Below are 18,769 nucleotides of genomic sequence, written 5' to 3'. Positions count from 1 at the left end.
CCCCGGTTTAACCGGGGGCGCTGAGGATGGGCGGGCGGTTACTTGCCGCTGAACACGCCCGCTTTGGCGTCCGCCGGTTGGGTTGAGGCATGGCCGCTGACAAACGGCACGTTGCCGTCGATGCTTTGCTTCGCCGCCCCGCCTAACAGACCGCCTACCGTGGCGGCCACGTCGACGCGCCCGCCGCCCTGGTAACGCTGGCCGCTGACGTCCTGTCGGCTGACTTTGCTGCCGCCCAGTTCCACCTGGCCCTGCTGGCTGCGAATTTCACCGCCGGTCAGTTGGGTTTTGCCCTCCACCTGCAGCGCCACGCCGTTCTTACCGGTAATCGCCGATTGCTCGCCGACCGCGTTGTTGTTCACCACCTCGGCGTTGACCTTGAGCTGCCCCTGGCGACCCGCCGGCCCGGTGATGCTGTCTTTCACCGCGTTGCCGACGGTGCGCGCACCGCGATCCCACAGCGGCCCTTGCGGCTTCTCACCGGCCAGCGTTTCCGGCAGCGTCACTTTGCCGTCAGCCTTATTGAAGCTGACTGCACCGGTGGTGTCCTGCTGCGGATCGAGGCGACGTGCCACGCTGTTGTACTTATCGGTGGTGGCGTCGGCCACTTTGTTCACGCCGGCGTCCAGCTTCTCTTTCACCTTACCGGCGTAGCGCGGCGTGCCCACTTTCGACAGCTTGGAGGTGATGCTGCTGCCCGGATCGTTGGTGTGGCTCAGACCGGCATCCACATCCACCTTCACACCTTTCTCGACGTCCTTGCGGCTTTCGATGCGCAGATCGCCGCCGACCTTGCCTTGCACACTGTCGGCGTCAACGCGCGCACCGGCGAGACGAGTGTCCTTGCCGCTGTTGAGCGTCACCTCGCCCGCTTGAATGCCGGTATTGCCGTGGGTGGTTTTATCCAACTGTTCCACGCCGACTTTCAGACCGGCGCCCAGCGTGTGGGTGTCTTTGCCGGAGTTTGGATCGACCTTGCCGCTGGCGTCCTTATTGAACGTTTGGCCGCCTTTGGCGTTGGCTTTGATGCCCAGGTTCCAGTTGTTCTTATGCTGCTCATCCTGCGCCGACTCCAACAGGATGCCGCCGTTTTTCGCCGCGAGCTCGGCGCTGCCGCCGCTGACTTTAGCGCCCTGCAGATGCAGCGCGTCATCGCCTTTGCCGCTGGCGGAAAGGGTGACCTTGCCGTCAGAAGCGATGTTGGCGCCCTGGCGCTCGGTCGCGGACTCATTCACCTTGGCGATGTCGAAGGCGCCGCCGATGGAGAGGTTACCGCCGGTTTTTTCCTTGCCGTCGCTGCTGCCGCCACCCAGATCGATATTGCCGGACAGCTTGCTCTCTTTACGCGTTTGGGTCGATTCCGCCGCCTGCAGCGCGACCTTATTGCCTGCGCTCAGGGTGACGTCGCCCTGGCTCTTGACGTCGGTGCCTGTCAGCGTCAGATCGCGGCCTGCGTTCAGCGCCACACCCTGCTGGCCGCTGACCTTGCCGACCTGCGCGGTGCTGCTGCCGCTCTCACCGTTGTTGGTGCCGCCGCCAAAACCGGCGCCGAAGTTTTTGCTGTCGGCGGTGAAGCCGCCCTTCGCCGAGGCTTTGACGTTGAAGCCGCTGTGGCTCTCGCTCTGTTTGTCGCTGGCCTGATCGAAACGGATATCGCCGCCGGCGTCGACGACGGTTTTACCGTTGCCGCCGTTCAGCGCGGTGCCCTGATAGACCGCGTCTTGTTTCACGTTGACGTTGATGCCGTTGGCGGCGTCGATCGAGCCGGTCACCGCCTGGCTCGCGCTGCTGTTGCTACGCTGGGTGCCGCCTTCGCCTTTGGCGTCCACGGTCAGATCGCTGCCGGTGGTGGTATAGACGCGTACGCCGGCGCTGCCGCGGGTGTCGCGGTTCTGTTCTTCCTGGCGGTTCGCCGCGGCTTCGCTGCGGTGGCTGTCCGCCGTCAGATTGACCGCACCTTTGCTCGCCTGGTACTGCGTGCCCTGATCGCGCACTTCGCCTTTGGCGTTGATGTCGATGCTGCCGGCTTTCACCGAGCTGACCACCGCTTGCGAGCTGCTGCTGCGTTTTTCGCTGCTGCCGCCCTGCGCGCCGATATCCAGACCGACGTTAGGCGCACCGATGCCGCCGATATCGTTGATGACGCCGGTGGCGTCCAGCTTGGCCGCTTTGCCGACCGCACGTTCGACCGGACGGGTGACGGCACTGTAATCAACGTTGGCGCCGATGTTTACCCCGACGTCGGTTTTGTGGGTGGTGGTGCTGGCGGTATCGGCGGTGGCCAGGTGATCAACGCTGGCGGCGTTCTCTTTATAGGCACCGCCGACGTTGTGCTGTGTGCCTTGCTGGGTCAGCTTATCGCGGGCGTTGATCGTCAGGTTGCCTTTGACGTCGCTGCCGGAAGTGACCGCCTTGCTGTTTTCCGCATGCGTTTTGCTGTTCTCGTAACCGGCTTCTACGCCGCTGCCGAGCTTGTCGATGCCGCCGGTGTAATAGAAACCGCCGCCGATCTTGGTCTGTTCGGTGTCCGAGGTGGTTTTATCGTCGGCAGCCAGGAACGAGACCTTATTGCCGCTGACGCTGGCGTCACCCTTGTCGGCGACCAGTTTGGATCCGCTGAAGGTCACGTCCTTATCCGCCTCAAGCTTCACGTTGCCGCCGCTGAGGGTCGAAGAGCGATTCTCGGTGCGGGTGGTTTTTTCGCTGTCGCTGGTGTGTTCGATGCGCAAACCGGCACGGTATTGCTTGTCACCGGCTTCTTTCGCGTAGCCGTTGACGGTGAGCGCGGTCTTCTGCTCGTCGATTTTTTGCTGCTGCTCGGCGGCCTTGACGTTGATATTGCCGGTTTGTGAAGTGACGCTCAGCTCACCGCCGCTGGTGACCTGGCTGCCGATCACGTCGGTATCTTTGCGGCTGACCAGCTTCAGATTGGTGTCAGACTTCAACTCGCTGGCGGTGCTGCTCTGGTAGCTGTTGTCGGCCTTGTGCGAGCTGCTGGTGATGTTGAAGGCGGTGCCGGTGCGCGCGTCGATCTTGTCTACGGTGGTGCTCAGCGCGTTGTCGATGCGCAGGCCGCCCTGGGTGGCGGTGACCAGGCCGCCTTCCTTACCGCGCGCCTTGCTACCGGTGATGGTGACGCCCTGCTGGCCGTTCAGGCGCAGCGTGCCGTCGCTGGTCAGTTCGGAAGCGTGGCTGACTTCGCGGCGATTGCTGTTGTTCTTGTTGTCGCCACCGCCGATGCCGCCCCAGGAGGTTTTGTCATCGCGCACTGCCTTGGCGTTAGCGGTTTTCTGCACCCCGACCTGGATCTGGTTGCCGGCATTGACCGTCAGATCGCGTTCGGCATGCACTTTGGCACCCTGGGTGTCGACGTTGTTGCCGGCCTCCAGCGTCAGTGCGCCTTTGCTGCGCAGCTCGCTGGCCTTCAGGCTTTCGCTTTCGTCGCTGCTGCTCCAGCTGCCGGTACGCAGGCTGGAGGTGTGGTTGCGCTGGTAGCCGCGCTCGCTGGATTTATCTTTCTCCACCAGCCCGGCGAGGTGCACGTCGCGCGCCGCTTTGACGCTCAGCGCCCGGTCGGCGCTGACGTTGGCGCCCAGCAGTTGCACGTCTTCCTGGGTGCTGATGAGTTTGGCGTTGCCGCTGGCGGCGACGGTGCTACCCGCCTGCTGCTGTTGCTCGCGTTCACGGGTGACGTCGTATTGCCAGGAGTAGAACCAGCGATTGTCGGTGTGGCCCTGCGTCTGCTTCAGCTGCTGGCCGTCGAGCGTCAGCTTGCCGCCCTGCAGCGTAATATCTTCGCCGCGAATATCGGTGGCGGTGAGGTGCGCGTGGTTATCTGCCACCAGGCTGATATTTTTGCCTTTCAGCTCGGTGCGGGTCAGTTTCTGGCTGCTGTTGCGGTCGTTGACGTAGATGCCGCCGCGGTAGTTCTGGTAGTTCTCGCCGCCGTTGCTGCTGTTATTGGCGTTGTCCACGCGGCTTTCGCTACGGATGTCATAGGCTTTCACCTTGAGCTCGTCGCCGGCGGCCAGCGTGCCGGCCAGTTTCACGCCGCTGCCCTGCGCGGTGTTGATGATATTGATGCGCCCGGCCTGCATGCTGCCGAGGTAGTAGCTGTCCAACGCGGTCGTCGGTTGTTCGCTGGCCAGCACGTTGCCGTCGCGCGCCACGCGGTTAAGGCCGCTGATGGCGTTGATCGCCGCCGGCGTTACGTTGCCGTCGCGGTGTTTGAAGTCTTGCACGATCACTTCGCCGCGGCTGTCGATCTTCGGCGCGATCAGATCCAGCACGCCGCCGGCGTTCAGGGTGCCGTTGAGGCTCAGAGTATTGCGGTTGCCGAAGGTGCTGTAGCCCTGTAGCAGGCCGTTTTCAACCAGTGGGTTGCCGACCACCAGCGAGGAGCGGCTGGTATTGATGAACCCGCAGCCCTGGCAGCTGATGCCGTTCGGGTTGGCCAGCACGTAGTCGGCCGCCATGCCGAAGATCTCTTGCTGGCCGTGTAGCAGAGAAGGATTGCGGCCGATCACTTCGTTGAGGATCACGCTGGCTTCGCGCCCACCCAGATTGGGGTTGGCGCCCAGTTGGCCGGCCAGCTGTGACAGCCCGGCTTCGCGGGAGTTGTTCAGCACCGCGCCGGGCTGGTTGACGTTGAAGTCCTGATATTGGTTGTGCGACAGCCCGTTGCCGTTCGGCGCGACGATGTCGACTACCTGCGCGCCGGTGGCGGCGGTGGAAACGCCGGGGCCGTTGGCGCCGTTGGCCGCGACGATCTCCGCGGCGTAGGTGCCGCCTGAAGCGGCGAGAATAATCGCCAACGCGGCGGCCAGTTTGCCCGCTGCTGAAAGCCTGAAGTTATTATTTTTCATCCATGTATCTCCGTGTATTGCCGTGGGATCCTGCAAAACTGTTGATTAAAAGGTGTAAGAAAAACGCGCCAGGACCTGAACGGGATCTTCAGGCGTGGCATGGTTCGACAAGATCCAGCCGCGGCTGACCTCGACATCGATCAACGCCCGTTGATAGCGTAATGTGGCGCCGCTGCTCAGACCGGCGCTGCTGCGCCAGCCCGAGCTGTCCTGACGCGGCAAAATGCGGCCGACGTCGGCACCGAGGCGCGGCGTCAGCGTGGTGGCGCCCAGATTGAAGCTGCGCGACAGCGTGTTCTGCAGATACCAGCCGTTGTCGCCGGACTGGGTGCTGCGGCTGAAGCCGCGCACGGCGCTGCGATCGGTAAGGCTCAGCCACTCTACGCCGGGCAGCGGATCGCGGCTGTATTGGCCGTAGAACAGGTTGTTGAGCTGATAGGTCGCGTCACCCAGGTTGAGGCGCTGGCTGAGGTTGGCGAACAGTTTGCCCTTGGTGAATTGGCTGTCGAGGTGCACGGTGCTCGGATGACGTCCGGCGCCCAGCCAGGGCAGGCCCTGTTCGACGCTGAGGTTGGCGCTGAACGCTCCGTTGGGCAAAATTTGCAGATGGCTGGCGCTCAGCTCGGCCAGGGTCAGCGTTGGGCTGCTGACTTCGAGACGCACGCTTTCGAAGTAGTTGTCGATGCGCTTGTAGGTCAACTGACCGCTCAGGCTGTCTATTTGATCGTGATCGCGGTAAAACACGTAGTCGCTGCGCAGCCCGTACTGTTGGGTTTGGCCGTGCAGTTTGACCACGTTGTGCTGCAGTTGCTGGCGGTTTTCATAGGACGAGAAGCTGGCGAACCCGCTGAAGGTGAATGCGCCGTACGGCAGCGAATAGAGCAGAGTGTAGGCGCGGTTGTAGCGGTGAGCCGGGTTTTCCAGCGTGCTGTTGGCATTCAGGCTGACGAAGTCCGACAGGCCGAACGGGCTGTCCAGCGTGGCGGTGCCGCGCGCCAGCCACTGGCCGGTGCTTTTCTGGCCATAGTTGTCCGTACCGGCGGTAATCAGCCAGGGCTTGGTGTGCTGATTGCGCAAACGAATGACCGAACCGCCGACCTGGCGGCCGGGTAATATATCCAGCTTGGTGGTATTCGATTGCAAACGATTGGCCTGATCCAACCCTTGGTCGAGTTCGGTTAATTTCAACGGCTTGCCTTCCAGCCCCGGAAATAATAACCGGCTGTTGACCCAGCGATCGCCGCCTTCTATTTTCTCGATAAATCCTTCGGTCACGCTCAGCCCTAATTCCCCGTGCGAATTAGGGCGGACAATTTGCACGCGAGCGGTGATATAGCCTTTTTGCACATAAAGGCGCGTTAATTCACGGGTCAGGCGATTGATATCGTTGCTGCTGATGCACTGTTCTGGCAGCGCGCTCAGGGCGGATAAATCGGCCGGCGTAAGCAGGGTGACGCCCTGTAGATAAACGCCGGCGATAGGCAGGCACTGCGCGGACTGCGGCAGGGCGGCCGCGGCCGGTTCCGGCTCCGCCAGCAAGCGCTGCTGCTTCAGCTGTTGGTAACGGCGTTGCTCGATCAGCTGGTTGACTTCACGCGTGCTGTCTTGCAGCGCGCGGCGCGACTCCCCCATCGACATATCCCGCATCATGTGGGAGTCCGGCAGGGTTTCGGCGGATAGGGCCGTGCTGACAAGCAGCGTCAATGCGGTAATTTTTTTTATCATTGTAATCCATTATGAGAGACCGCCGGGGCGGCCAGCCCAATCCATGAGGTTAACCACGGGCGACCGACGGCCGACCCGAAATACTGAGCGACATGCACATTGCGAGGTATCTTGATTTGCCGCAGCAAATAAGACGGTGGGTATAGATCTAAATAATAATTAGGCTGCTTCTTTTATGGCGGGCAACCCTGGTGACTTAATTAATTAAAAAAAGTAGCGAGACTTTCCCTATTACCAACATTATCGGCATGGATAGGAAGAATCTGAATTTTTATTTTTCACGGATGATAGGGGATGGGGGGAATTATGACAATCCGACCAGTGGGAAATACGAAATTTCGCAGAAGACATTGGGGACGCAAATGTTTGCGCCCCGTAAGCCGATTATTTTTTCTTGATGGGGCGGCCGGACCAATAACCCGCCGGCGGCGAGAGGACGATGGGACACAGCGTGCTGCGCCCGCAATCAGGGGGTAATCACTTATTCGAACAGATTGTGGTGCAGGGTGCGCACTACCTGCTCGGCCTCGTCGCCCGGCACCAGGAAGCACAGGTTATAGCTGCTGGCACCGTAGCAGATCATGCGGATATTGAACGGATCGAGCACGCCGAATACCTCTTTGCCCACGCCACAGGCCCGCGACAGCTGGTTGCCGATGATCGCCACCAGCGCCAGGTTCTCTTCCACTTCCACCCGGCACAGCGACGACAGCTCGGTCAACAGCGAGGTGGTCAGCAGGCTGCCGCCGGCGGAGGTGGCGCCGGTGGTGTCCATGGTCAGCGCGATGCTGACCTCCGAGGTGGTGATTAGATCGACGGAGATATTGTGGCGCGCCAGAATGTTGAACACCTCGGCCAGGAAGCCACGGGCGTGCAGCATGTTCAGGCTATGCAGCGTCAGCAGCGTTTGCTTGCGGCGCAGCGCCAGCGCGCGGAACAGCGGCGGGTTCTCGGTGGTGTTGCACACCAGCGTGCCGCCGGCCGCCGGATCCTTGCTGGAGCCGACGAATACCGGAATGTCGCTGCGCACCGCCGGTAGCAGGGTGGCCGGGTGCAGTACTTTGGCGCCGAAGGTGGCCATTTCCGCCGCCTCTTCGAAACCGATTTTGTCGATGCGCTTGGCTGCCGGTACCACGCGCGGATCGGTGGTGTAGATGCCCGGCACATCGGTCCAGATATCTACCCGAGCGACACCGAGCGCCTCGCCGAGCAGCGCGGCGGTATAGTCGCTGCCGCCGCGGCCCAGCGTGGTGGTGCGGCCTTTCGGCTCACTGCCGATAAAGCCCTGGGTGACCACCAGCGCTTCTTGCAGGCGCGGCTTTAACTGCGTCTGGGCCAGCTCGCTCAGCGCGGCGCTGTCCGGCACGGCGCGGCCGAAGTGATCGTCGGTGCGCATCACTTTACGCACGTCGAACCATTCGGCCTGCACGTTACGGGCGCGGAGGATCTCGACAAACAGCAGGGTGGACATCAGCTCCCCATGGCTGACCAGCTCGTCGGTCAACGCCGTCGAGGTGGCCAGCGATGCGGCTTCCGACAGCATGGCGATGTTTTCCAGCAGGCGGTCGATCTCTTCGCGGATCACCGCCGGCGCCGTCAGGCGATCGAGGATGGCGTACTGGATGCGGCGGATCTCATCAAGCTGGTCATTGCGCTTGTCGGCCTCGCAACCTTCGGCCAGGGCGACCAACAGGTTGGTGACGCCCGCCGAAGCGGACAACACCACCAGGCGCACCTGCGGGTTGGCCAGCACGACGTCGGCGCTGCGGTTCATGGCTTCAAAGTCGGCGACGCTGGTGCCGCCGAACTTGGCTACCACGGTGGAATTCTGGGGTGCTGCTTGGTTCATGTAGAAACCTCGTGTCAGGGATGCCCGTTTGGGGGCACTTTAATTCCATAGCCTTGGCACAAGGGGAGAGCGGTAAACAGGGGGCAGGCGTAGAGGTCAGGCTACGATACACCCAGAAGCGCCCCACCTTGTCGATCGCCCTGTAGGCGATCCCCTGGTGACAACCCAGGGGATTCAGCCCCTGTAGTCGATACGATAATGGCCGTCCATCACCCTACCTCGGCGTCGCTCCCCCTCGGGTGTCGTCAACGGAAAAACGGCTCCTCTGACACTCTACCTGGGCGACGCGCCTCTTCTGGCTTGCGCACCGGGTGCGCAAGTAGGCTGTTAGGAATAGCCGGTTATCGTCATTCTGTCAACGTACAGACGGTGAGGGATTTTCATCTTGTACCAGCGCGATAAGCGTACAGGGCATCGCGGGCGTGGAACCGGTGGCAATCGGTTGCAGAGAACCGTCTTCCTTTTGGCTGAATAACGGGATAACGCCCTGATGTTTTTCCAAATACTCCGGCCAACCGAAATTTTCGTTCAATTTGGTCGCCTTGATGGTGGCTCCCCTGGCGAGCAGGCTGCTCAGGCGGCCGTAGGTGGCTTCCTGATTAAATAAAATTTCATGCCGCCGGAAACGCGCGCTTTCCGCGCTGGCGCCGCGACCTTTCAACGGTGCCCCAGAGCGGATGGCGAACACGTGATCCTCGCCGAAGAGATGGCCGAAGTGGTAGACCGCCAGCGCGTTTTGGTGGCGATTGGGCGACAGCGCCAACACCTGGGCGATATTGCTCAGATCGAGATAGTTCTCGGCATGTTCGGAGTAGGCGTGGCCATAGTAGGCCGGGATGCCCTCCATACGTGCCTGGCGATAGTATTCCCAGCTGCTGTCGGTGACGAGCACCGGCACGTTCAGCTTGATCAACGCCTGCGCCAACATGCGCGCCACGCTGTTGGCGCCGACGATCAGCACGCCACGCGGCTTTTGCTGCTGCACCCGTAGCCAGCGCGCCATCATGCCGCTGGTCAGGCTTTGCAACACCACGGTGCCGATGATGATGGCGAACACCACGGTCACCAACCGGTCGGCGCCCTGATAACCGCTACGCTGCAGCGTCAGCGCAAACAGCGAACTGACCGCCGCGGCGACGATGCCGCGCGGAGCGATCCAGCACAGCAGCAGCCGATCGCGCCAGTGCAGAGAGGATCGCCAGGTCGACACCGCGATGCACAGCGGCCGGGCGATGAACTGCACCGCCAACAACAGCAGGAGCAGCGGCCAACCCATGTTCCACAGCGCCTGAATGTCGAGCCGCGCCGCCAGAATGATGAACAGCGCCGAGATCAGGATCGCCGACAACTCCTCTTTGAACGCCAGAATGTCGCTGGTGTCCACGTCGCGCATGTTGGCCAGCCAGATGCCCATCACCGTGACGGTCAGCAGGCCGGATTCGTCGGCGATGGCGTTGGAAACGCCGAAGGCGGTCAGCATGATCGCCAGCACCGCCAGGTTCTGCAGGTAGCGCGGCAACCAGACGCGGCGCAGCGCCAGGCCGAGCAGATAGCCGAACAGCGCGCCGGCGGTCAGGCCGACGGCGGCGGTGGTACCCAGCGTCCAAAACAGGTGGGTGTAGGACTCCGCATTCTGCTTCAGCACGATGAATTCGAACACCAGCAGGGTGAAGATGGCGCCGACCGGATCAATGACGATCCCTTCCCAGCGCAGCACCTGGTTAATGTTGGCGTTCGGCCGCACCACGCGCATCAGCGGGGCGATCACCGTCGGCCCGGTCACCACCGTCACCGCGCCGATCAGCGCCGCCAGCTCCGGCGGGAAGTCCAGCAGCCACCAGCCGGCGAGGCTGATGACCAGAAAGGTGGCCAGCATGCCGACGGTGACCAGGTTGCGCACTACGCCGCCGAGACCGCGTATCTCCTCGAAACGCAGTGTCAGCGCCCCCTCGAACAGGATGATTGCCACCGACAGCGACACCAGCGGAAACAGCAGGTCGCCGAACAGCCGATCCGGCTGCACCAGGTGTGCGGCCGGGCCGAGCACGATGCCGAACAGCAACAGCGGCAAAATGGCCGGCAGGCGCAGCAACCAGGCCAGCCACTGCGCCAGCAGCGACGCCAGGCCGATCAACACCAACATGAGCGGGGCGGATAATTCCATAAGCGAGGTCCCTTTCAAATGACGAAATGAGCAACGATGACACAGCCTGATGACAATTCGGCAACCCCGATAACAGGCCGTTAGCCAAAAGTATAGAGTGAAAGCTGAAACGAGGCGGCAATGCGTTGACAGTTAACGCCTATCGCAAGAAAAGAGATCATAATCACAGTCGAACAGGCTACAATCGGACAAACGCGTCATTTTTATTCTCAAGCCTAAGAGTGTTGCTATGAAAAATATCAATCCTAGTCAAACCGCTGCTTGGCAAGCCCTGCAGCAACATTATGCACAGATGAAAGACGTACGGATCGCCGACCTGTTCGCCCAGGACAGCGATCGTTTCTCCAGGTTCTCCGCGACCTTCAACGACCAAATGTTGGTGGACTATTCCAAGAACCGTATCACGCAGGAAACCCTGGAGAAACTGCAGGCGCTGGCGAAAGAAACCGATCTGCAAGGCGCCATCAAATCGATGTTCGCCGGCGAGAAAATCAACCGCACCGAAGATCGCGCGGTGTTGCACATTGCTCTGCGCAACCGCAGCAACAGCCCGATCGTCGTCGACGGCAAAGATGTGATGCCGGAAGTGAACGCGGTATTGGCCAAGATCAAACAGTTCTGCGCGCGCGTCATCGGCGGCGAGTGGAAAGGCTACACCGGCAAGCCGATCACCGACGTGGTGAACATCGGCATCGGCGGTTCGGACCTCGGCCCTTACATGGTGACCGAAGCGCTGCGCCCTTATAAGAACCACCTGAACATGCACTTTGTCTCCAACGTTGACGGCACCCACATCGCCGAAACGCTGAAGCCGCTGAACCCGGAAACCACGCTATTCCTGGTGGCCTCCAAAACCTTCACCACCCAGGAAACCATGACCAACGCCCACAGCGCGCGCGACTGGTTCCTGAGCAGCGCCGCCGATCAACAGCACGTGGCCAAACACTTTGCCGCGCTGTCCACCAACGCCAAAGCGGTGTCCGAGTTCGGCATCGATACCGACAACATGTTCGAGTTCTGGGACTGGGTGGGCGGCCGTTACTCCCTGTGGTCGGCGATCGGCCTGTCGATCGCGCTGTCCATCGGTTATGACCACTTCGAGCAGCTGCTGAGTGGCGCGCACGCCATGGACAAACACTTCGCCGAAACGCCGGCGGAGAAAAACCTGCCGGTGCTGCTGGCGCTGATCGGCATCTGGTACAACAACTTCTTCGGCGCTGAGACCGAAGCCATTCTGCCGTATGATCAGTACATGCACCGTTTTGCCGCTTACTTCCAGCAGGGCAACATGGAATCCAACGGCAAATACGTCGATCGCAACGGCAATCCGGTTGATTACCAGACCGGCCCAATCATCTGGGGCGAGCCGGGCACCAACGGCCAACACGCGTTCTATCAGCTGATCCACCAGGGCACCAAGCTGGTGCCGTGCGATTTCATCGCGCCGGCCATCAGCCATAACCCGCTGGGCGATCACCATGCCAAACTGCTGTCCAACTTCTTCGCCCAGACCGAGGCGTTGGCGTTCGGCAAGTCGCTGGAGGTGGTGGAAGCCGAGTTCGCGGCGCAGGGTAAAACCCCTGAGCAGGTCAAGCACGTGGCGCCGTTCAAAGTGTTTGAAGGCAACCGCCCGACCAACTCGATCCTGCTGCGTGAAATCACGCCGTTCAGCCTGGGCAGCCTGATCGCGCTGTACGAGCACAAAATCTTCACCCAGGGCGCGATCCTGAACATCTTCACCTTCGATCAGTGGGGCGTGGAGCTGGGCAAACAGCTGGCCAACCGCATCCTGCCGGAACTGGCGGGCAGCGAGAAAATCAGCAGCCACGACAGCTCGACCAATGCGCTGATCAACCGCTTCAAGGAATGGCGCTAATCGCCTGAATTGATGCCAATAAAAAACCCGCCGCGGCGGGTTTTTTTACGTCTGCAAAAATTACAGGTTGATCGGCACTTCGAAGCTGACGCCAGCGCCCACGTCGTCGGCGGTGCTGTGATCGTTGTCGGTGTACCACAGGCTGGTGTCGAACTTAACCTGGGACGGGAAGGTGTAACCCCAACCGACCTGGATGCCCTTCAGCGTATCGGATTTCGGGAATGCCTTGTTGAAGTCTTGGTTCTTCGGGTTCACCTTGGCGTACACCAGGCGGGTGCTCCAGCGCTGGCTATCGTCCAGCACCAGCTCTACGCGCCCGGACAGCATCTGACCGTCGCCGCCCATCGGGTGGCCCAGCGGGTAACCCTGCTGGTAGTAGCCGCCAGTGTAAATGTAATGCCTGTACACGTAATTCTCACGGCTCATATTCGAACGGGTATCGGCCCCTTCGATATACCAGTTGATGGTGGTCGGGCCCCATTCCGGGTGGCCTTCCAGCCCGAGCAGATAGGTGTTTTGCGACGGCAGATAGCCCGCCTCATCTTCGCCGACCAATTGACCGTAGAGGCTGACCGGTATGCCGATCAGCGGTTGCATCTTCAGCTTAAAGTCGAAGCCGCCGAGCTGGTTGCCCGGATCGTTGCCTTTACCTGAATCATCGTTGTCACGGCCGCTGACGCCTTTCCAGAACGAGCTCCAGGACTGTGGTCGGCCTTCACCGCCCCACTGCATGATGCGTGACGCGCCCAATTCCAGGAAGTCTGTTGGCATCATGGTCAGGCGGCCGCCGATCAGTTTGGTATGCGGCACCGAGCTGTATTGCGACAGCTGGCCGGCGGTCAGCTGGTATTGCCATCGGCCGATCCACGACAGCCACGGGGTCTCAAACGGCGATTGGTCGGCGCGCTGCAGCATAAAGCCGGCCACCGGACGGGCGGCGTCGGAGCGGATCAGGCTGCCGTCGTAACCCGGCCCCCACCACTGGGAAACCTCGCCGAAGGAGAGCCACTGGTTCCAGATTTTCACCGCACCGTAGGAGCCGTTCATATTGAATTTGGAGCCGTCGCTGACGCGCTGATCGCCTTCTACCGAGCCCTGCAGGCGCACATCCCAGAACTCGCCGTTGGCACCGGCGCCGATCGTCAGGCGATCGTCGGCGTACTCGTTTTGGCCGAAGCCCTGCGGGGTGCCGGGTTTGTCGGTAGAAGCGTAGCCGCTAACGCGGATATTGGCCTTTAACGCATCGACGCGGCGTTGCACGCGGTCGATGACGTTTTTCTCGGTATTGGTCACCGGTTTGGCCTGCGCGATAACGGAACTGATCTCTTCCTGGCTCAGCGGCCAGGTAGACAGGCTGACGTTGATGACGCCGCGATCGGACAACCAGGCGAGATCGTTACGCAGATCGTTGTCAGGCGTGACCAGGCCGGCGGCGTGGCCGGACAATGCACAGGCAAACAGGCCCGCTGCGACCAGTCCATTAAGTTTAGCGCGCATAAGGAATTCCCTTGTTAATTCTAGGTTATAGGTTTTATGTCAAGATCTCTGTGTCCCATGATAGTTGACATTTCAATTTGCTACAAATCTATAAGTCAGAAACATCTTATTATAACTTAATGAAATAAATGGGATTTAAAATGCTTTCCAGCGGGGCTTCATTTTTAAGACAATGCCTATATTGGTACGCTTGGATAATGTGAACGGTATTCAAAGAGAGGTTTTATGGCGAAAACATCGCGCTCGATAACGATAGCGAAAGGGTTGCAACGGGTGCTGAACGTGGGTTTGCTGCTGCTGGCGGCGATTCTGGTGGTGTTTCTGGTCAAGGAAACCGTGCACCTGGCGAAGGTACTGTTTATCAACAGCGAAGAGTCATCTTCTTATTTGTTGATTGAAGGCATCGTGATTTACTTCCTGTACTTTGAGTTTATCGCCTTGATCGTCAAGTATTTTGAGTCGGGCTATCATTTCCCGCTGCGCTATTTTATTTATATCGGCATTACCGCGATTATCCGGTTGATCATCGTTGACCACAAAAATCCCATCGATACCCTGATCTACGCTGCGGCGATATTGGTATTGGTGGTGACGCTCTATCTGGCCAATACCGATCGGCTGAAACGGGAATAGTCGCGATAAAAATGGCGGCCAAAGGCCGCCAAAGACACAGGCTATAATTACCCGTCGGCTTGCAAGCTACAGCGCTGTTGACTGCACTCGCTAACCCCAGTGACTTACTGAAGTCAGCGCCCGGGGATGAGCGAACTGGTCGCCTGGCTGTAGCTTGAAATCCATAGGGTAAAAGATAAAGAAAGACATCAAACGCACTGCAGTGGCACAAATTACCCCTTCACGCCGCCGGCCGTCAGGCCGCCCACCAGCCAGCGCTGCGCCAGCAGGAACACGGCGGTAATCGGTATCGCCGACAGCACCGCGGCGGCGGCGAAGTCGCCCCACAGATAGTTCTGCGGGTTGAGATATTGCTGCATCCCCACCGCCAGCGTGTAGCTGTTCACATCGCGCAGCAGCAGCGACGCGACCGGCACTTCGGTGATGGCGGCGATAAACGACAGAATGAACACCACCGCCAGAATCGGCACCGACAGCGGCAACAACACCAGACGGAACGCCTGCCACGGCGTGGCGCCGTCCAGTGCAGCCGCCTCTTCCAGCGAATTGTCGATGGTTTCGAAGTAGCCCTTGATGGTCCAGACGTGCAGCGCGATGCCGCCCATATAGGCGAAGATCACCCCGCCGTGGGTGTTCAGACCGATAAACGGAATGTACTGGCCCAGGCGATCAAACAGGGCGTACAGCGCCACCAGCGACAGCACCGCCGGGAACATCTGGAAGATCAGCATGCTTTTCAGCAGCGTGCTCTTGCCGCGAAAGCGCATGCGGGCGAAGGCGTAAGCGCAGGTGGTGGACAGCGTCACGATGCCGATGGCGGTGATCGCCGCGATCTTGATCGAGTTCCATAACCACAGCAGCACCGGGAACGGCGGCGGCGTCACGCTGCCGTCGGCGTGGGTGACGCTGAAGCCGAGCGCCAGCCGCCAGTGATCCCAGGAGATGTGTTCCGGTATCAGGCTGCCGGTGGCGAAGTTACCGGAGCGTAGCGAAATGGCCACGACCATCAGCAGCGGGAACATGATCAGGGCGATAAAACACAGCATCAGAATATGGGTGATCCACAGGCGCAGACGCTGGGATTTGGGTTGAACCATGGCCATCGTTTTTCTCCCTAATCAAAGTTCATCTTGCTGGCTTTCAAATTCAGGATCGCCAGTGCGCCCACCAACAGGAAGATCAGCGTGGCGATGGCGGCCGCCAGGCCGAAGTCTTGTCCGCCGCCGCCTTCGAAGGCGATGCGGTAGGTGTAGCTGACCAGCAGGTCGGTATAGCCGGCTGGCGTGGTGGTGCCGATCATGTCCGGGCCGCCGTTGGTTAACAGCTGAATCAGCACGAAGTTGTTAAAGTTGAAGGCGAAACTGGCGATCATCAGCGGCGTCAGCGGCTTGATCAGCAGCGGGAAGGTGATGCGGAAGAAGTTTTGCCACGGGGTGGCGCCGTCCATCGCCGAAGCCTCGTAAAGATCGTCGGGGATCGCTTTCAGCAGCCCCATGCACAGGATCATCATGTACGGATAACCGAGCCAGGTGTTGACGATCAGGATCATGCTCTTGGCGGTGAGCGGGTCGCTGAACCAGGCCGGTTTGATACCGAACAGATGGCTGAGCATCATGTTGATCTCGCCGAAGCTCTGGTTGAACAAGCCCTTGAAGATCAGAATCGAGATGAACGATGGCACCGCGTAGGGCAGGATCAGCAGCACGCGGTACACCGCCTTGCCTTTCAGCGCCTCCCACTGCACCACGCAGGCCAGCACCATACCGACCGCGACGGTGAGGATCACCGTCATCACCGAGAACACGATGGTCCAGATGAAGATCGACACGAACGGCTTTTTGATGCCCTCGTCCTGCAACACCCGCAGGAAGTTTTTCCAGCCGGTGGTGACGGTATAGCCCGGGCTCAGGGTCTCCTGCGCCCAGCCGCCGTCGGCGTTGATCGCCTGGTAGAAACCGATGTCGTCGTTCGGGCGGTAGCGCACCTGGGTCTGGTTATTGGTCAGCGTGCTGCCGTCCTTGTCCAGCGCATACAGCGGGCGGGTACCGGAGAACTGGCGCAGGGAACTCATGCGCAGTTCGCCGCCATCGGGCAGTTGCGCCACCAGCTGGCTCAGCGCCTGGCGGTTCTGGGTGATCACCCGCAGCGTGGCGCGTTCACCCTGCGGCGCTGCGCTTTGCGCCGTCAGTTTCAGGGGATGCGGCGCCGCGGCGTCGAGGCGGAAAGGCTCGGAGATCAGCGGTTGTTCACTGTCCTGCGCGGTCAGCTGCAGGCGCCACTGCTGGTTTTCCGCCGGGTAGAGGCCGAAGGTAAAGGTTTTACCGCTCTGGAACTGGCGCTGCATCAGCACCGACTGCGCGCGCTCGAAGGTCAGCTGGTTGGTGCTGCTGTAGTTGGTAAAGGCGATGGCGATGGTGCAAATCAGCGGGAACAGGACGAACAGCCCCATGCCGGCGATGCCGGGATACACATAGCGCCAGGCGTAGGCGCGGCGGTTGGCGAAGACGTAAAGCCCGGCGCTGACCAGCACCAGCGTCAGGATGGCGAACAGGTATTCACCCTGTGCATACATCAACACAATCAGGTAGCAGGTCACCAGGCTGAACAGGCCAACCACCAGCCATTTCAGCACGTCGCTTTGCCACCACTTCGATTTCTTACGCGCAGGCGTCCCGGCGTGAGCGAATTGCATAGGGCGTTCCTTTCTGTGAAGCAACGGCGGGGCACTTGTCCCCTTCATACTTGACGCTACACCTTTGTTGGCTGCGTCCGCTCACCCCGCTCACATAGCTAACTATGCTCCCGGGGATGTGCGTACTTGCCGTCGCGGTGTAGCTCCAATTATTTCGGGGATGTTAATCCCGCACTACGTCATTACTTGGTGATGCGGGTCTGCACGTCGTCCAGTGCGGCTTTCACCGTTTGGCGGCCGCTGACGGCGTTGATCACCGCGCTGCGTTCGGCGTACCAGAAGGCGCTCATCTGCGGGATGTTCGGCATGATTTCCCCGTTTTGCGAGTTCTGCATGGTGGCGGCGATCTTCGGATCTTTGGCCAACGCTTCCTGATAGGACTTCAGCGCCACCGCGCCCAGCGGTTTGTCTTTGTTGACGTCCGCCAGCCCTTCGTTGGTCAGCAGGTAGTTCTCGAGGAACTCGGTCGCCAGCTCTTTATTCGGGCTGGCGGCGTTGATGCCGGCGGTCAGCACGCCGACGAACGGCTTGGACGGCTTGCCTTTGAAGGTCGGCAGCAGGGTGACGCCGTAGTTGATTTTGCTCTGCTCGATGTTGTTCCAGGCCCACGGCCCGTTGATGGTCATCGCGGTCTGGCCCTTGTTGAACGCGGCTTCGGCGATCGAGTAATCGGTATCGGCGTTGATGTGTTTGTTTTTCACCAGATCGACGATGAACTGCAGGCCGGCCTGCGAGCCGGCGTTGGCGACGCCGACATCCTTGATATTGTATTTGCCGTTCTCATACTTGAAGGCATAACCGCCATCGGCGGCGATGATAGGCCAGGTGAAGTAGGGTTCCTGCAGGTTCCACATGATGGCGCTCTTGCCGGTGGCGCGCAGCTGTTTGTCCAGCGCCGGGATCTCTTCCCAGGTCTTCGGCGGCTGTTTGACCAGGTCTTTGTTATAAATCAGCGACAGCGCCTCGACGGCGATCGGGTAGCCGATCAGCTTGCCGTCATAGCGCACGGCGTCCCAGGTGAACGGGAACAGCTTGTCCTGGAAGGCTTTGGACGGGTGGACTTCGGCCAGCAGGCCGGACTGCGCATAGCCGCCGAAGCGGTCGTGGGCCCAGAAGATGATGTCCGGGCCGTCGCCGGTGGCGGCCACCTGCGGGTATTTTTCTTCCAGTTTGTCCGGGTGCTCGACGGTGACTTTGATGCCGGTGTCTTTTTCGAATTTCTTGCCGACTTCGGCCAAGCCGTTATAGCCCTTGTCGCCGTTGATCCAGATGACCAGTTTACCTTCCTCGATCTTGGCGAAGGCGGAAGAAGAGAGCACCAGAGTGGCCAGTGCCGAGAGCGCCAGCGTGCGGGCGAGGGTAATGCTGCGAGTCATAATCCAGTCCTTCTTTTTGTGGGCACATAAATCAAGGAGAGACGTTTCGCGGTAATAGTGGGTCACAACGCGACATATTCTCATCCTCCCCC

Annotated in this window: 10 protein-coding genes and 1 riboswitch; of the genes, 2 read left to right on the top strand and 8 right to left on the bottom strand. The window is 60.4% G+C overall.

Annotation, left to right across the window (positions count from 1 at the left end; genetic code table 11):
• Window positions 1–38: 38 nt before the first annotated feature.
• The 4 genes from BHU62_RS11450 to BHU62_RS11435 all read right to left on the bottom strand — a co-directional run bounded on the left by BHU62_RS11450 (window position 39) and on the right by BHU62_RS11435 (window position 10,603).
• Window positions 39–4,865, bottom strand: coding sequence for a hemagglutinin repeat-containing protein (locus tag BHU62_RS11450; RefSeq protein WP_073532116.1), 4,827 nt, complete (start codon window positions 4,863–4,865; stop codon window positions 39–41).
• A 45-nt stretch (window positions 4,866–4,910) separates the two neighbouring features.
• The gene (locus tag BHU62_RS11445) at window positions 4,911–6,590 is read right to left on the bottom strand and encodes a ShlB/FhaC/HecB family hemolysin secretion/activation protein (protein ID WP_073532115.1); all 1,680 of its coding nucleotides are present in this window, start codon (window positions 6,588–6,590) and stop codon (window positions 4,911–4,913) included.
• 481 nt (window positions 6,591–7,071) lie between these two features.
• Entirely contained in the window at window positions 7,072–8,439 is a 1,368-nt protein-coding gene (gene lysC / locus BHU62_RS11440) for a lysine-sensitive aspartokinase 3 (protein ID WP_073532114.1), read from the bottom strand.
• A 108-nt stretch (window positions 8,440–8,547) separates the two neighbouring features.
• Window positions 8,548–8,742: riboswitch (Lysine riboswitch) on the bottom strand.
• A 52-nt stretch (window positions 8,743–8,794) separates the two neighbouring features.
• The gene (locus tag BHU62_RS11435; protein ID WP_073532113.1) at window positions 8,795–10,603 is read right to left on the bottom strand and encodes a cation:proton antiporter; all 1,809 of its coding nucleotides are present in this window, start codon (window positions 10,601–10,603) and stop codon (window positions 8,795–8,797) included.
• Between the two features lie 229 nt (window positions 10,604–10,832).
• On the opposite strand from BHU62_RS11435, the gene pgi reads away from it, so the two are divergent.
• Window positions 10,833–12,479 carry a glucose-6-phosphate isomerase gene (gene pgi, locus BHU62_RS11430; protein WP_073532112.1) on the top strand — a complete coding sequence of 549 codons (1,647 nt, stop codon included), beginning with the start codon at window positions 10,833–10,835 and terminating at the stop codon, window positions 12,477–12,479.
• A gap of 60 nt (window positions 12,480–12,539) precedes the next feature.
• On the opposite strand, the gene BHU62_RS11425 is transcribed toward pgi, so the two are convergent.
• Window positions 12,540–13,976, bottom strand: a complete 1,437-nt coding sequence (locus tag BHU62_RS11425) for a capsule assembly Wzi family protein (protein ID WP_073532111.1) — start codon at window positions 13,974–13,976, stop codon at window positions 12,540–12,542.
• 225 nt (window positions 13,977–14,201) lie between these two features.
• On the opposite strand from BHU62_RS11425, the gene psiE reads away from it, so the two are divergent.
• Entirely contained in the window at window positions 14,202–14,609 is a 408-nt protein-coding gene (gene psiE / locus BHU62_RS11420) for a phosphate-starvation-inducible protein PsiE (protein WP_073532110.1), read from the top strand.
• A gap of 212 nt (window positions 14,610–14,821) precedes the next feature.
• Here the strand turns inward: psiE and malG are convergent, their stop codons facing one another.
• From malG to malE, 3 genes are all read right to left on the bottom strand, one after another.
• Entirely contained in the window at window positions 14,822–15,712 is an 891-nt protein-coding gene (gene malG, locus BHU62_RS11415) for a maltose ABC transporter permease MalG (RefSeq protein ID WP_073532109.1), read from the bottom strand.
• 11 nt (window positions 15,713–15,723) lie between these two features.
• Window positions 15,724–17,301 (bottom strand): maltose ABC transporter permease MalF, encoded by a 1,578-nt coding sequence (malF, locus tag BHU62_RS11410; protein ID WP_073532108.1) that lies wholly within the window; start codon window positions 17,299–17,301, stop codon window positions 15,724–15,726.
• 182 nt (window positions 17,302–17,483) lie between these two features.
• Window positions 17,484–18,677 carry a maltose/maltodextrin ABC transporter substrate-binding protein MalE gene (gene malE, locus BHU62_RS11405; protein WP_073532107.1) on the bottom strand — a complete coding sequence of 398 codons (1,194 nt, stop codon included), beginning with the start codon at window positions 18,675–18,677 and terminating at the stop codon, window positions 17,484–17,486.
• Between the last annotated feature and the right edge of the window lie 92 nt (window positions 18,678–18,769).

The sequence above is a fragment of the Serratia marcescens genome (genome assembly GCF_001902635.1).
Taxonomy (GTDB): Bacteria; Pseudomonadota; Gammaproteobacteria; order Enterobacterales; family Enterobacteriaceae; genus Serratia; species Serratia marcescens_F.
Note: the sequence above shows the minus strand (reverse complement) of the source record. Positions and strands in the feature narration are given on the sequence as shown.

What these genes read in the sequence shown, in the direction of transcription:
- BHU62_RS11450 (WP_073532116.1), bottom strand. Translation starts at nt 4,865, where the DNA reads ATGAAAAATAATAACTTCAGGCTTTCAGCAGCGGGCAAACTGGCCGCC.
- BHU62_RS11445 (WP_073532115.1), bottom strand. Translation starts at nt 6,590, where the DNA reads ATGATAAAAAAAATTACCGCATTGACGCTGCTTGTCAGCACGGCCCTA.
- lysC (WP_073532114.1), bottom strand. Translation starts at nt 8,439, where the DNA reads ATGAACCAAGCAGCACCCCAGAATTCCACCGTGGTAGCCAAGTTCGGC.
- BHU62_RS11435 (WP_073532113.1), bottom strand. Translation starts at nt 10,603, where the DNA reads ATGGAATTATCCGCCCCGCTCATGTTGGTGTTGATCGGCCTGGCGTCG.
- pgi (WP_073532112.1), top strand. Translation starts at nt 10,833, where the DNA reads ATGAAAAATATCAATCCTAGTCAAACCGCTGCTTGGCAAGCCCTGCAG.
- BHU62_RS11425 (WP_073532111.1), bottom strand. Translation starts at nt 13,976, where the DNA reads ATGCGCGCTAAACTTAATGGACTGGTCGCAGCGGGCCTGTTTGCCTGT.
- psiE (WP_073532110.1), top strand. Translation starts at nt 14,202, where the DNA reads ATGGCGAAAACATCGCGCTCGATAACGATAGCGAAAGGGTTGCAACGG.
- malG (WP_073532109.1), bottom strand. Translation starts at nt 15,712, where the DNA reads ATGGCCATGGTTCAACCCAAATCCCAGCGTCTGCGCCTGTGGATCACC.
- malF (WP_073532108.1), bottom strand. Translation starts at nt 17,301, where the DNA reads ATGCAATTCGCTCACGCCGGGACGCCTGCGCGTAAGAAATCGAAGTGG.
- malE (WP_073532107.1), bottom strand. Translation starts at nt 18,677, where the DNA reads ATGACTCGCAGCATTACCCTCGCCCGCACGCTGGCGCTCTCGGCACTG.